Annotated in this window: 9 protein-coding genes; 2 read left to right on the top strand and 7 right to left on the bottom strand. The window is 67.7% G+C overall.

From position 1 onward, the window contains the following. The first annotated feature begins 13 nt into the window (after nucleotides 1–13). Together ASE22_RS00250 and ASE22_RS25935 are read left to right on the top strand one after the other, a co-directional pair. Nucleotides 14–2,071, top strand: coding sequence for a protein-disulfide reductase DsbD family protein (locus ASE22_RS00250; RefSeq protein WP_056353349.1), 2,058 nt, complete (start codon nucleotides 14–16; stop codon nucleotides 2,069–2,071). Nucleotides 2,072–2,216: 145 nt separating this feature from the next. Then, on the top strand, nucleotides 2,217–2,387 hold the full coding sequence (locus tag ASE22_RS25935; RefSeq protein WP_082545740.1) for a DUF1289 domain-containing protein: 171 nt from the start codon (nucleotides 2,217–2,219) through the stop codon (nucleotides 2,385–2,387). On the opposite strand, the gene ASE22_RS00245 is transcribed toward ASE22_RS25935, so the two are convergent. From ASE22_RS00245 to glgC, 7 genes are all read right to left on the bottom strand, one after another. Further along, a complete protein-coding gene (locus ASE22_RS00245; protein ID WP_056353345.1) occupies nucleotides 2,374–3,921 on the bottom strand; it encodes an alkaline phosphatase D family protein in 1,548 nt (515 codons plus the stop codon). The genes ASE22_RS25935 and ASE22_RS00245 overlap by 14 nt on opposite strands. Nucleotides 3,922–4,034: 113 nt before the next feature. Next, entirely contained in the window at nucleotides 4,035–6,134 is a 2,100-nt protein-coding gene (locus ASE22_RS00240) for a TonB-dependent receptor domain-containing protein (protein WP_056353342.1), read from the bottom strand. A 99-nt stretch (nucleotides 6,135–6,233) separates the two neighbouring features. Continuing rightward, on the bottom strand, nucleotides 6,234–7,865 hold the full coding sequence (locus tag ASE22_RS00235; RefSeq protein ID WP_082545739.1) for an alpha-glucosidase: 1,632 nt from the start codon (nucleotides 7,863–7,865) through the stop codon (nucleotides 6,234–6,236). Continuing rightward, on the bottom strand, nucleotides 7,862–9,832 hold the full coding sequence (gene glgX / locus ASE22_RS00230) for a glycogen debranching protein GlgX (RefSeq protein ID WP_056356151.1): 1,971 nt from the start codon (nucleotides 9,830–9,832) through the stop codon (nucleotides 7,862–7,864). Before glgX ends, ASE22_RS00235 begins: the two co-directional genes overlap by 4 nt. A gap of 100 nt (nucleotides 9,833–9,932) precedes the next feature. Next, nucleotides 9,933–11,564, bottom strand: coding sequence for an alpha-D-glucose phosphate-specific phosphoglucomutase (locus ASE22_RS00225; RefSeq protein ID WP_056353339.1), 1,632 nt, complete (start codon nucleotides 11,562–11,564; stop codon nucleotides 9,933–9,935). Then, nucleotides 11,561–13,030 carry a glycogen synthase GlgA gene (gene glgA / locus ASE22_RS00220; RefSeq protein ID WP_056353336.1) on the bottom strand — a complete coding sequence of 490 codons (1,470 nt, stop codon included), beginning with the start codon at nucleotides 13,028–13,030 and terminating at the stop codon, nucleotides 11,561–11,563. Before glgA ends, ASE22_RS00225 begins: the two co-directional genes overlap by 4 nt. A gap of 10 nt (nucleotides 13,031–13,040) precedes the next feature. Further along, the gene (gene glgC / locus ASE22_RS00215) at nucleotides 13,041–14,321 is read right to left on the bottom strand and encodes a glucose-1-phosphate adenylyltransferase (protein ID WP_056601375.1); all 1,281 of its coding nucleotides are present in this window, start codon (nucleotides 14,319–14,321) and stop codon (nucleotides 13,041–13,043) included. Between the last annotated feature and the right edge of the window lie 13 nt (nucleotides 14,322–14,334).

Here is a 14,334-nt window from a genome sequence, read left to right as displayed (position 1 = left end):
CCATAAGCCGGGCATGACATCGATCGGCCGCCTGATTCATCTGTGCATCGCCCTGTTGCTGGTCGCGGCCGGCGCGACGGCCGCCCCGGCGGCGCATATTCGCGCCACGCTGGAGGCGGAGACCCTGCGCCCGGCGGCCGGCAGCCGGGTCACGCTGGCGCTCAGCATGGCGCCGGAGAAGGACTGGCACGGCTATTGGCAGAACCCCGGGGATGCGGGTGCGCCCGCCGATATCGCCTGGACGCTGCCGCGTGGGGCCGATGTCGGGCCGCCGCGCTATCCGGTGCCGCAGCGGCTGATCGTCGCGGGGCTGATGAACTATGTCTATGAGCGGCCCTATGCGCTGCTGATGACCCTGACCGTGCCGAAGGGGCTGCCTTCCGGCACGCCGCTGCGCATCGCGGGCAAGGCGCGCTGGCTGGCCTGCTCGCCGACGATCTGTGTCCCCGAGCAGGGGCCGGTCGCGATCGAGCTGACGGTCGGCGACGGCGCGGTGACGGCGGCATCGCGCGCGCGTTTCGACCGATGGCGCGCCAGGCTGCCGATGCCGCTCGGCCAGGCGGCGAGCTTCGAGGCGAGCGCGGGCAGGGTTCGCCTCGCCATTCCCTTCCCGAAAAGTCGCCCGATCGCCGATCCCTATTTCTATCCCGCCACCGACGGGGTGATCGACTATGCCGCGCCGCAGGCGATCAGCCGGCGCGGCGACCGGCTGATCGTCGACCTCAAGGCGGCGCGGAGCCCGCAGCAGGTGCCCGCGATCGAGGGGCTGATCGCGATCGGTCCCGACCGGGGACTGATGCTGACTGCCCGGCCCGGCAAGGTCCCGGCGGCCGGCGTGCCGATCGCGGGACCGGGCGACGAGTCGAGTGGGGGAAGCCTGCGGACCTTCCTGCTCGCGGTGGGCGGGGCCCTGCTCGGCGGATTGCTCCTCAACGCGATGCCCTGCGTCTTCCCGATCCTCAGCCTCAAGGCGCTCAGCCTCGCCCGCTCGGGCGAGACCGACGCGCAGGCGCGGATCGAGGCGGTGGCCTATTCGGTGGGGATCGTCCTTAGCTGCATGGCGCTGGGCGCTGCCCTGCTGGCGCTGCGCGCGGGCGGCGCCGCAGCGGGCTGGGGCTTCCAGCTACAGGACCCGCGGATGGTGTTCGCGCTGTTGCTGCTCGTCACCGCGATCAGCCTCAACCTCGCGGGTCTGTTCGAGCTCAGGGTGGTCGGGATCGGCGAGGCGATGACCAAGGGGCGGGGCGCCGTTCCGGCCTTCTGGACTGGCGTCCTGGCCGCGCTGATCGCGACCCCGTGCAGCGGTCCGTTCATGGCGGGCGCCGTCGGTGCTGCGCTGCTGCTGCCGCCCGCGGCCGCGATCGCGGTGTTCGCGGGCCTCGGGCTCGGGCTGGCGCTGCCTTTCCTGCTGATCGGCTTCGTGCCGGGGTTGCGCCGTCTGCTGCCGAAACCCGGGGCGTGGATGGACCGGCTGCGACGTATCCTGTCGGTGCCGATGTTCGCCACCGCGCTCGGTCTCGCCTGGGTCCTGGGGCAGCAGGCGGGGGTCGATCGCCTCGTGCAGGGGATCGGGGTGGCGCTGCTCCTGGGCCTTACGCTCTGGTGGGTCGGCATGCGGCAGGCACAGGGCAAGCGGCTGAGCTGGATACCGGTACTTCCGGCACTGGCGGCGGCGGGCGCGGTGCTGCTGCTGACCCCTGCCGCGGGCAGTCCGGCCATGGCGGCCGCAACCGACAAGGATGCGGGCGAGCCGTTCAGCGAGGCCCGTCTCGCCGCGCTCCAGGCCGAGCACAAGCCGGTGTTCGTCTATTTCACCGCCGACTGGTGCCTGACCTGCAAGGTCAACGAGAAGGCGGCGATCGAGCGGCCGGCGGTGCGCGAGGCCTTCGCCGAGGGCGGGGTCGCCGTGCTGGTCGGGGACTGGACCAATGGCGATCCGGCGATCGGCCGTTTCCTGGAAGCGCAGGGCCGTTCCGGCGTGCCGCTCTACCTCTTCTATCATCGCGACGGTCGGGTGGAGACGCTGCCGCAGGTCCTGTCGACCGGCTTGCTTAGGGGGCTGGCCGCCTGAATCGCTTCCTCGCTGTTCCGGTGCTCGCGGGACCTCTGCACATTGTCGTCATGCCAGCGCAGGGAGACGGATCCACGCAAGTGAATTTCGGGATGCCGATCGCGTCGGGCTTGTCCAACCTTGGCAGATCGCCGATGGCACTGCCATGGCGGTTGAATCCCCCTGCAACCAGGTCTGCCAGATCGATCCGGCGAGCGGTTATTGCCGGGGATGCCTGCGCACGATCGAGGAGATCATCGACTGGCCGACCGCCGACGATGCCTGGAAACGGGGCGTGCTCGACCGGCTGAAGCGCCGCTCCGTCAGGAGAGGCTGATCGCCGTATTGCTGCGCTCGACGGTCGCGGTGGCGAGGGTGGCGATGTCGCCACCAGGCGTCGTCACCCGGTCGACCCCTCGGAACTGGGTTTGCCACCGGTCGCGGGTGACTTCGCACAGCGCATAGCCGCGCCTGTCGCTCATATATTGGAGCGTCGGATTATGGGCGCGCATGCGGGCTTGGATCTCGGGCTTGACCCATCCATCGCCCCCCGAGCTGATCGAGCTGACCACGAACTCCGGCGCGGCGACATCGCCCTTGCCGCCATGGCGGCGCAGTTCGCCCGCGAAATTCTGATGCTCGTCGCCGGTCATGACGATCACGTCGCCGCGTCCCGCGAAGGTCGCGGCCATCCGCTCGCGCGCGGCGTCGTAGCCGGCCCAGCTGTCGAGGTTGCGGATCTCGCCGCCGCCCGCCTCGGTCTGCCGGTCGAGCGGCATCATCATCACCTGTTGCGCGATCAGGTTCCAGCGGGTGCCGCCGTCGCGCAGGCCGCGATCGAGCCACTGTTCCTGCGCGCCGCCCAGCACCGTCCGCCTGGGATCGGCGACGTCGGGGCAGGCCGGTTCGAACCCGCCCTTGCACGGCAGGGGGCTGCGATATTGGCGGGTGTCGAGGAAATGGGTGGTCAGCAGGTCGCCGATGCGTGCCCGGCGATAGAGCTGCATCGCGCCGCCATCGGGCATCGAGCTCCTCCGCAGCGGCATATGCTCGTAATAGGCCTGCATCGCCGCGGCGCGTCGGATCGCGAACAGCGCCGGATCGGGCTGGTAGGGGCTGACGGTCGAGGTCCAGTTGTCGGCGATCTCATGGTCGTCATAGGTGGTGAACCAGGGCGCGATCCGGTGCGCGGCCTGCAGGTCCGGGTCCATCTTGTACTGCGCGTAGCGACGGCGGTAGTCGCCGATCGTATAGCAGTCGGTGCCGATATGGTCGCGGACATGGACGCGCGGGCTGCCGTCGCGTTCGTAGTTCACCTGCCGGGGCCGGTCCTCGTAGATATAGTCGCCATAATGCCAGACGAAGGCAACGTCCTCGCGCGCCAGATGGGCATAGGCGGTATACAGGCCATCCTCGTAATTCTGGCATCCCGCGGCGGCGAAGCGCAGTTGGCCGAGCGGGCCGCCGGGGACGGGCAGGGTGCGTCCGCGTCCGAGCTGCGTCCTGTCGCGGCCGATCGCGAAGCGGTACCAATAGGGCCGGTCGGGCTGGAGGCCGCCCAGCTCGACATGGACCGAATGACCCAGTTCGGGGCGGGCGGTGGCGACGCCCTTCTGCGCGACCCGCTTCATGCCCTCGTCCTTATAGACGAACCAGTCGACATCGACCGGGCCGGTCGGCATGCCGCCATGCTCCTCGAATGGATCGGGGCAGAGCCGAGTCCAGATCACGAAGCCGTCATGGCTCGGATCGCCCGAGGCGATACCGAGCCGGAACGGGAAGGCGGTGAACAGCTGCTGGGCGCGGAGGATCGCGGGTGCGGCGATCAAGCCCGCGCCGGCACCGGCGAGAATCTGGCGACGTGAAAACATGACCATCTCCTGCAACCTCGGCGTTGCAGGTTTATGACGCGGTGCGGCATGGCCGCAAGTCGCTCCTCTCCACCGTCATGCCGAACCGGTTTCGGCATGACGGTAGGGAATGACTAGAAGCCGATCCGTGTCGTGATGCGGAAATCTCGACCGGCGAGCGGGGCGAAGTCCTTCAGGTAGCTGGCATGGCGCCGCGCGTTGACGTCGAAGATGTTGTGCGCGCCGAGGACGATGCTGGTTCCGGGGTGGTCGTCGAACGGCCGGAAGGTCAGCGATGCGTTGACGAGCGTAAAGCCATCGGTCGGTGTCTCGAAGGCGGCGAGGTTCCGGGCCTTGTCGGTCCACTCGACCTCGATCCGGCCGTCGACCTTCGCGCTTTCGGCGCTGAGCCCGCCCAGCAGGCGCAGCGGGGGAATGCGCGGCGCGGGGCCGAAGGTGATGATCTTCGCATGGACGAAGTCGCCGAGCGCATCGGCCTTGATCGCGAAGCTGCCGACCTGGGCGAGATCGGCGGTCGCCTCCAGTTCGGCGCCATAGAAGCGCGCCTTCGCCTGGGCGTAGCGGAATACGGGCAGGCCGTCCTCGAGCGTGCCGTCCGGGCTGTCGTAGATGAAGTTGTCGAACCAGTTGTGATAGATCGACGCGTGGATGGTGAAGCCCGGCCCCTTGCCGTGCAGCACGCCTTCCAGGCCCCAGCTGCGCTCGGCCTTGAAGTCGGGATTGCCGATCTCGAATGCCTCGGTGCCGGCGTGCGGACCGTTGGCGAAGAGCTCCTCGGCCGCCGGCGCGCGCTGGGTGCGCGACAGGTTCACGCCGATCCGCCAGTCGTCGGTCACCCGGTAGGAAGCGCCGAGCGAGCCCGAGAAGGTGTCGAAGGTGCGGCCGCCATCGAAGAACTGGGGCTGGACGGCGAAGGGATTGGCCGACAGCCAGCTCTTTTCGTAGCGCAGCCCGCCCTCGACCTTCACAATGCCATAATCGAGCTGCTGGAGGGTGAAGAGACCGATCTGCTGGGTCTGATTGCGTGGCAGGAACGCCTCGTCGCCGACGACGTCGAAGTCGCGCACGAAGAACTGGGCGCCGGTGGCGCCGTGCCAGATGCCGCGATCGGCCTGAACCAGCTCGATCCGGCCCTCCATCCCGTTATTGTAGAAGGCGGTACCGACCGAACCGTCCTCCTCCAGTTCGAAATGGCGGTATTTGGCATAAGCGAGGCGCGCGCGGATCGTCTGGATCACGGACCCGCCGGTGACGATCTCGGCGCGCGCGTCGAAACGGTTCTGGACGAGGTCGATGCGCGGCGCCTCCTGCTCCTGGCCTGGCTCGGTCGCGAAGCGGATCGGTACGCCGTAGCGGCTGTCATAATGGGTGTAGGCGATGCCGTAATGGCTGGCCCCGTCGATATAGGACAGGCCTCCACCGACCACCCAGGTTTCCGACTGGCTGTTGGGCAGCTTGTTCTTGACCCCGGCATTGGCGGCGAAGTCGATCTCCTCCCCGGCATCCGGATCGCCGGGAAGCTGGGCCGAGGCGAGCGCGCGGGCGCGGGCTTCGGGGCTCAGCGCATAGCCGCCGATCCGCAGGTTGCCGGTCTTCTGGTAGCTGCCGTCGACATGCGCGACGAAGCCGCCCGCGATCGGCGCGTCGATCGAGACGCCGCCCGAGCGTTCGTTGGCGGCGCTGCCATAGGTGGCGATCGCGTCGACATGGACTGCCTCGTCGGGGATCGCGCGGGGAATGCGCTTGTCGATCACGTTGACGACGCCGCCGATCGCGGCCGATCCGTAGAGCAGCGCCTCGGGACCGCGCAGCACCTCGATCCGCTCGGCGAGCAGCGGGTTGATCGCGACGGCATGGTCGACGCTGGTGTTCGACACGTCGACCGAGCCGATCCCGTCGGTCAGCATCCGGACGCGCTCGCCCTGCAGGCCGCGCAGGATCGGGCGCGAGGCGTTGGGACCGAAGGAAGTCGCCGATACGCCGGGGGTATGCTCGATCGTCTCGCCGATCGTCGGGCGCAGCGCGGTCGTCAGCTGCGCGCCGGTCAGCACCGACGTGCCCGCCAGCACGTCCATGCGGTCGCGCTGGATCGGCGCGGTGACGATGATGTCGGAAGACTGGGTCTGGTGGTAATCCGTCTCGTCGGCGAGGGCTGGGGCTGCCGCAAGGGCGAGCATCGATATCGAGACGGAAAGCCGGACCTTTGATGACATGATATACTATTCCCTTACCTTGTAGGGCAGGGTTAGCGTCGATGTAATGTTATATCAAGTGTGTTGTTGCAGTGCAGGAAAAGAGGTCGTCCGCCGGGATCAGCGGGCGCGGAGAAATGCCCAGGACAAGGCAGGCAAGCGTGCCTTCTTGCGGTTGAGGGTGATGCCTGGTGCCGACACCGACTCGACCAATGCCGTTGCGTAGCCTTCAGGCAGAGGCCAGTCGGTCGGCTCATGGCCCATATTGTATAGACATAATAGCGACCTGCCCGCGCAGGTCCGGGTGAAGGCCAGGATCGTCGCTTCGGTGTCGAGAAACTGGATGTCGCCGCTGCGCAGCGGCAGGCTGTCGCGTCGGAAGGCGAGCATGTCCCGGTAGAAATGGAGCGGGGAGCGATGGTCGGCTTCCTGCAGATCGACGGCGCGCGCCTTGTGCGCGGCGGGGATCGGTAGCCAGGGCGTGCCATCCGAAAAGCCCGCATTCCTGCTGTCCCTCGACCAGGGCATCGGCGTGCGGCAGCCGTCGCGTCCCTTGAAGGACGGCCAGAAGCGGATGCCGTAGGGATCGCGCAAGTCCTCGAAGGCGATATCGGCCTCGGGCAGCGCCAGTTCCTCGCCCTGATAGATGCAGATCGTGCCGCGCAGGGCGGCCAGGATAGCGAGCGCCAGCCGCCCGATCCGGTTGAGATCGTCGCCGGGCTGCGCGAAGCGGCTGACATGGCGCATCACGTCGTGGTTCGAGAGCGCCCAGCACACCCAGCCATCGCTCGACGCATCGATGAACTTCGTCACCGTCGACCGGAAGAAGGCCGGGGAAAATTCGGCGCCGAACAGGTCGAAGGTATAGCAGAAATGGAGCGTGTCGCCGCCCGATGTGTAGAGACCCACCGTCGCCGGGGAGCGATCGCCATCGCCGACTTCGCCGACCGCGACCGTGCCCGGATATTCCTCCAGCAGCGTACGGATGCGTTTCAGGAAGGCGATATTCTCGGGCTGGGTCTTGTCATATTTATGTTCCTGGAAGCCATAGGGATTGGTGTCCGGGATATCGTTGGCCGAGGCGCGCTTCGCGGGCGGGTTGTCGCGCAGCTTGGCGTCGTGGAAATAATGGTTGCAGGCGTCGAGCCGGAAGCCGTCGACGCCGCGATCGAGCCAGAAGCGCATCTCTTCGATCAGCGCGTCGCGCGCCTCGGGCGAATGGAAGTTGATGTCGGGCTGCGAGGCGAGGAAGCTGTGCATATAATATTGCATGCGCGTCCCGTCCCATTCCCAGGCGGGCCCGCCGAAGATCGACAGCCAGTTGTTGGGTGCGGTGCCATCGGGCTTGGTATCAGCCCAGACATAGCGGTCGGCCATCGGATTGTCGCGGCTCGAGCGGCTCTCCTGGAACCATGCATGCCGGTCGGAGGTGTGGCTGAGCACCTGGTCGATGATGATCTTGAGGCCCAGTTCGTGCGCGCGCGCCAGCATCGCATCGAAATCCTCGATCGTGCCGAACATCGGATCGACCGCGCGATAGTCGGACACGTCATAGCCCATGTCGGCCATCGGCGACTTGAAGAAGGGCGAGACCCAGATGGCGTCGACGCCCAGCGAGGCGATGTGATCGAGCCGCGCGGTGATGCCCCTGAGGTCGCCGATGCCGTCACCGTCGCTGTCCTGGAAGGATCGGGGATAGACCTGGTAGATGACGGCGCCGCGCCACCAGTCGCCATCGCCGATGCCGTTCATGATAAGCCTTTCTTCTCAATAAGATAGCCGACCGAGCGTGGACCGATTATGAGCTTTGCCTGGTCGCTGTCCACCCTGTGCCAATGATGGCCGGGCTTGGCGGCGAGGGTAAGCTCGATCGCTCCGTCGGTGCGGTTGAACGCCACGGCGACGCGGTCGGGCTGCTCGGGAAGGTGGAGCAGCATCACGACCGCGGCGGTCTTGGGATCGTGCCAGTCCTCGTCCTCGAAGACGCGGCCGTCGAAGGTCGTCCAGTCCACGTCGGCGCCGCCGAGCAGCACCGGATCGGATAGCACCGGATGCGCGGCGCGGATCGCGGCGAGCCCGGCGACATAGGCCTCCAGATCGGTGTCGCGGCCGGCCCAGTGGAGCCAACTGATCGGATTGTCCTGGGCATAGGCGTTGTTGTTGCCCTGCTGGCTCCGGCCGAACTCGTCGCCGGCGGTGATCATGATCGTCCCGCGCGAGGCGAACAGGGTTGCCAGCAGCGCGCGGATGTCGCGCCGGCGGGCGGCATTGATGCCAGCATCGTCGGTCGGGCCCTCGACGCCGTTGTTCCAGCTGTAATTGTCGTTGTGGCCGTCGCGATTCCTCTCGCCATTCGCCTCGTTGTGCTTGGCGGCATAGGCAGTGACATCGGCCAGGCTGAAGCCGTCATGCGCGGCGACGAAGTTGACGCTGCGGCTGTGGATGCGGCCGTGGCGGCCGAAGATGTCCGATGATCCGGCGAGCCGCGTCGCGAGGTCGCCGACGCTGTGCGGGTCGCCGCGCCAGAAGCGCCGCACGTCGTCGCGATAGCGGTCGTTCCACTCCAGGAAGGGCTCGCGAAAATTGCCGAGTTGATAGCCGCCCGGGCCGATGTCCCAAGGCTCGGCGATCATGATCCGGTCGGACAGCACGGGGTCGCGGCGCAGTTCGCGGAACAGCGCGGCATCGGGTTCGAACCCGTCGCGCGCCCGGCCGAGGATCGGCGCGAGATCGAAGCGGAAGCCGTCGACTCCGGCCTGCTCGACGAAGTGCCGCATGGCGTCGAGGACCAGCCGCCGGGTCGCGGGATGGTCGCAGTCGAGCGTGTTGCCGCAGCCGCTGTCGTTGGCGAGGGTGCCGGGCTCATCGTGGAAGGTGCGGAAATAGGCGTGATTATCGATACCGCGCAGCGACAGGGTTGGTCCCTGAGCGTCGCTTTCGCCGCTATGGTTGAAGACGACGTCGAGCAGAACGGCGATCCCCGCATCGTGGAGCCTCGTCACGGCGTCGCGCAATTCGGCGAGCCCGCCGGGCGCCAGCCGCGGATCGAGCGCCATATAGCCTACCGGGTTGTAGCCCCAGCTGTTGGCAAGGCCGAGCGGACCGAGGTGGCGCTCGTCGATCCAGGCGGTGATCGGCATCAGCTCGATCGCGGAAACGCCGATCCGGCGCAGATGATCGATGATCTCCGGTCGTCCGAGGGCACCGATCGTACCGCGCTCGGCCTCGGGAATGGCCGGATGGAGCTTCGTGAAACCGCGGACATTGACCTCGTAGACCAGTCCGCCCGGGGCGAAAAGCGGCGCGCGGTGCGGCAGCGGCGCGGGCAGGGCGGTGACGATCGCCTTGGGCATCAGCGGCGCGGTGTCGAGTGCCGCCGAGCGCGGCGCCGCCAGCCTCGGATCATAGGCATAGGGCCGGTCGATCGCGACGGCATAGGGGTCGGTCAGCAGCTTGCTGGGGTCGAACCAGCGACCGGCGGCGGGATCATAGGGCCCGTCGGTGCGGAAGCCGTAACGGGTTCCCTCGCCAATGCCGGGAACGATCGCCTGGAAGATGTCGGCAGGGCCCCTTTCGAGGGAGACCCGGTCGACTTCCGCTTCGCCGTCTGCATCGAAGATCGAGACCCAGGCCGCCTCGGCGGTCTCGGACCAGAGCGCGAAGCCGACGCCCCCCGGGACGATAGTCGCGCCGAAGCGGGGCGGCGGAAGGCTCGTCATCGTCTCGCGCCGCATAGTCTTTTCGTCCCGCCAACGGAGGCGGGGCCCCGGCATTCGCTGGAACGGCGGTAAGAACGAAAAGGCCGGAACGGGGTTGCCATCAGGTCACGACGTCCGGCGCCGTCCGCCCGGTGTGCCGCGTAATGCCCGCGATCGCCTCGACCGCCGCGATCAGGTCGGCGATCGCGTCGCCGGTCTGGCGGCCGAGATCGCCGTCGGCGGGCTCGTAGCGTTCGATATAGACGCGGATCGTCGCGCCCGAGGTGCCGGTGCCCGACAGGCGGAAGACGGTGCGCGATCCGCCTTCGAACAGGATGCGGATGCCCTGATGGCGGCTCTCCGATCCGTCGACCGGATCGAGATAGGCGAAGTCGTCGGCCGCCTCGATCCTGAGCACGCCGATCGCGGTGCCGGGCAGCCCGGCGAGGCGGGCGCGCAACTCGGTCATGAGCGCATCGGCGGCGGCGGCGTCGACGCCCTCATAGTCGTGGCGGGCATAATAGTTGCGGCCGAAGCGCGCCCAATGCTCGGCGGCGATGGCCTGCACGCTCTGCCGCCGTACGGCTAGGATGTTGAGCCACAGCAGCACCGCCCACAGCCCGTCCTTCTCGCGGACATGGTCCGAACCCGTACCGGCGCTTTCCTCGCCGCAGATCGTCGCCTTGCCGGCATCGAGCAGGTTTCCGAAGAACTTCCAGCCCGTCGGCGTCTCGAACAACGGGATGCCCAGCGCGTCCGCGACCCGGTCGGCCGCGCCGCTGGTCGGCATCGAGCGGGCGATTCCGGCGAGACCGCGGGCATAGCCGGGGGCGAGATGCGCATTGGCGGCGAGCATCGCCAGCGAGTCCGACGGCGTGACGAAGATGCCCTTGCCGACGATCAGGTTGCGATCGCCGTCGCCGTCCGATGCCGCGCCGAAATCGGGCGCGTCGGCACCCATCATCTCGTCGTACAGCGCCTTGGCGTGGATCAGGTTGGGATCGGGATGATGGCCGCCGAAGTCGGGCAGGGGAACGCCGTTGCGCACCGTGCCCGCCGGGGCGCCGAGCCGACGCTCCAATATCTCGGTCGCATAGGGACCGGTCACGGCGCTCATCGAATCCATGGCGATGCGGAAACCCGACCCGATCAGCGCGCGGATCGCGTCGAAGTCGAACAGGCTCTCCATCAGCCCGGCATAGTCGGCGACGGGATCGATGACCCTGACGGTCGCTCCACCAACGATCGTCTCGCCGTCGCGATCGAGATCGACGTCGGGCGCGTCGAGGGTCAGGTAGCGGGCGATCGCCGTGCTGCGCGCGAAAATCGCGTCGGTGATCTTCTCGGGTGCGGGGCCGCCGTTCGAGATATTATACTTGATCCCGAAATCCTCGGTGGGCCCGCCGGGATTGTGGCTGGCCGACAGGATGATCCCGCCGAACGCACCATATTTGCGGATCACATGGCTGGCGGCAGGCGTGGAGAGGATGCCGCCACGCCCGACGAGGATCAGGCCGAAGCCGTTGGCGGCGGCCATGCGGATCGCGGTCTGGATCACCTCGCGGTTGTAGAAGCGGCCGTCGCCGCCGATCACCAGCGCCTTGCCGGAGAAGCCGTCGAGCGAGTCGAAGATCGACTGGACGAAATTCTCGGCATAGCCGGGCTGCTGAAAGACGGGGACCTTCTTGCGCAGACCGGAGGTGCCCGGCTTCTGGTCGGGGAAGGGCGTGGTGGCGACCTCGCGGATCGTCATGTGGTCTTGCTCCTGTCGACGAGCGAACGATAGAGGGCGGCATAGCGCGCGCTGCTGCGGCCCCAGCCATAGTCCGCCCGCATGCCCTGCCGCCGCATCGCCTGCCAGAGGTCCGGCGACCAGTAGAGGTCGATCGCGCGACTGATCGCGGCCTTGAGGGCGTCGCCCGAGGCGGGCTGGTGGAGTATGCCGGTCGCGCAGCCGCTCGTCAGCGCCGCCTCGTTCGCGTCGACGATGGTGTCGGCCAGGCCACCGGTGCGCGCCGCGACCGGGATGGTGCCATAGCGCAGGCCGTAGAGCTGGGTCAGGCCGCAGGGCTCGAAGCGCGACGGAATGAGGATCGCGTCGCAGCCAGCCTGCATCAGGTGGGCGAGCGGTTCGTCATAGCGGTTGACCACGCCGACCAGGCCACGGTGTCGATCGGCGGCGGCGAGCAAAGCGCCCTCGAAGGCGCTGTCGCCCGAACCGAGCACGGTGAGCCGGCCGCCATGCGCGACGATATGCTCGACCGCGTCGACGATCAGGTCGATGCCCTTCTGCCAGGTCAACCGGCTGATCAGGGCGAAGACGGGGCCCTTGCCGCGCTTCAGCGCGAAGCGCTTCTCGATCGCGCGGCGGTTGGTGATGCGCGGACCGAGCGACCGGGCCGAGAAATGGCCGGCGATATGGGGATCGGTCGAGGGATCCCATTCGATGCTGTCGATACCGTTGACGATCCCCTGCACCGCACTGCCGCGTCCGCGCAGCAGTCCGTCGAGCCCCATGCCGAAGGCAGGGGTACGGATCTCGTCGGCATAGGTCGGGCTGACGGTGGTGATCGCGTCGGCATATTGCAGCCCGGCCTTCAGGAAGCCGACGCCGCCATAATATTCGACCCCGTCGACGGCGAATGCCGATGCAGGCAGGCCGAGGTCGGGGAAGATGCCTGCGTCGAAACGGCCCTGAAAGGCGAGGTTGTGGATCGTGACCACGACCGGCGTCTCCGGCGCGCGGCCGTGGCGGACATAGGCGGCCGCCATGGCCGCCTGCCAGTCGTGCGCATGGACGACGTCGGCGCGCCAGCCCTTGACCGCACCCGCCGCGACATCGGCGGCGACGGCGGACAGCGCCGCGAAGCGCCGCCAATTGTCGCCCCAGTCGTGCCCCGACAGGTCGGAATAGGGGCCGCCGTCGCGGGCGGCGAACAGATGCGGCGAATCGAGCAGCAACAGGTCGAGGCCGTTGAGTTTCGCGGCGAGCAGCCGGGCGGGGCCGCCGAACAGCGCCTTGTAGCTGTGGACCGGCTTCGCCTTCACCTGGGCGGCGGCGATTGCGCGCAGCACCTGCGGATAGGCGGGGAAAAGCGAGCGGACCTCGACGCCGTGCCCGGCCAGCGCGACCGGCAGCGCGCCCGCGACGTCGGCAAGGCCGCCGGTCTTGATCAGGGGGTGGAGTTCGGAGGTGACCGACAGGAGGCGCAGCGACATGATGGGACGTCTATGCCACCAATCGGTCGATCATGTCCTGCGTGATCAGGCATACGCCCTTCTCGGTACGGCGGAAGCGCTGGGCGTCGGAAATAGGATCCTCGCCGACGATCAGTCCCTTGGGGATCTGCACCCCCTGGTCGATGACCACCTTGTGAAGCCGCGCCTCGCGGCCGATCTGGCAGCCCGGCATGATCACCGCTTCGGTGATCGACGAAAAGCTGTTCACGCGGACCCCGGTGAACAACAGGCTGCGGTGGAGCGAGGCCCCCGAGACGATGCAGCCGCCCGCGATCAGCGACGATGTCGCGGCACCGCGCCGGCCTTCGTCGTTATGGACGAACTTGGCGGGCGGGGTGACCTCGGCATAGCTCCAGATCGGCCATTCGCGCTCGTACAGGTCGAGCTTGGGGACGACGTCGGTCAGGTCGACATTGGCCTCCCAATAGGCGTCGATCGTGCCGACGTCGCGCCAATAGGCCTCGGGCTCGCTTTCGGCGCGGATGCAGCTCTGCGAGAAGAGATGGGCGACCGCCTTGCCGTTCTTGACCACATAAGGGATCAGGTCCTTGCCGAAATCATGGCTGGAGTCCGGATCGGCGGCGTCGCGGCGAAGCTGCTCGGCAAGGAACCGCATGTTGAAGACGTAGATGCCCATCGAGGCGAGCGCGGTATCGGGCTTGCCTGGCACCGCTGGCGGATCGGCGGGCTTTTCGACGAACTGCTTGATCCGCGCCTTGGCGTCGATATGCATCACGCCGAAACCCGTCGCCTCCATGCGCGGCACTTCGAGGCAACCGACGGTGACGTCGGCGCCCGCATCGACATGCTGGCGGAGCATCAGCTCATAATCCATCTTGTAGACGTGATCGCCGGCCAGGATGATCATATATTCGGGGCCGTAGGACTCGATGATGTCCAGATTCTGGAAGACCGCGTCGGCGGTCCCTTCGTACCATTGGTGCTCGGAGACGCGCTGGCTTGCCGGTAATATGTCGAAGCTCTCGTTGCGCTCGGGCCGCAGGAAGTTCCAGCCGCGCTGGAGGTGGCGGATCAGCGAATGGGCCTTGTACTGGGTCGCGACGCCCATGCGGCGGATGCCCGAATTGAGCGCGTTCGACAGCGCGAAGTCGATGATCCGCGCCTTGCCGCCGAAATAGACCGCGGGCTTGGCACGCCGGTCGGTCAGCTCGTAGAGCCGGCTGCCACGGCCCCCGGCCAGCACATAGGCCATCGCGTCGCGTGCCAGCGGCTGGCTGCGCCGATCTCCGGTTGTCGCGTTTCCTGGCATCGGGTTCCCCGGC

It is taken from the genome of Sphingomonas sp. Root720 (assembly GCF_001428605.1).
GTDB lineage: Bacteria > Pseudomonadota > Alphaproteobacteria > Sphingomonadales > Sphingomonadaceae > Rhizorhabdus.
Note: the sequence above shows the minus strand (reverse complement) of the source record. Positions and strands in the feature narration are given on the sequence as shown.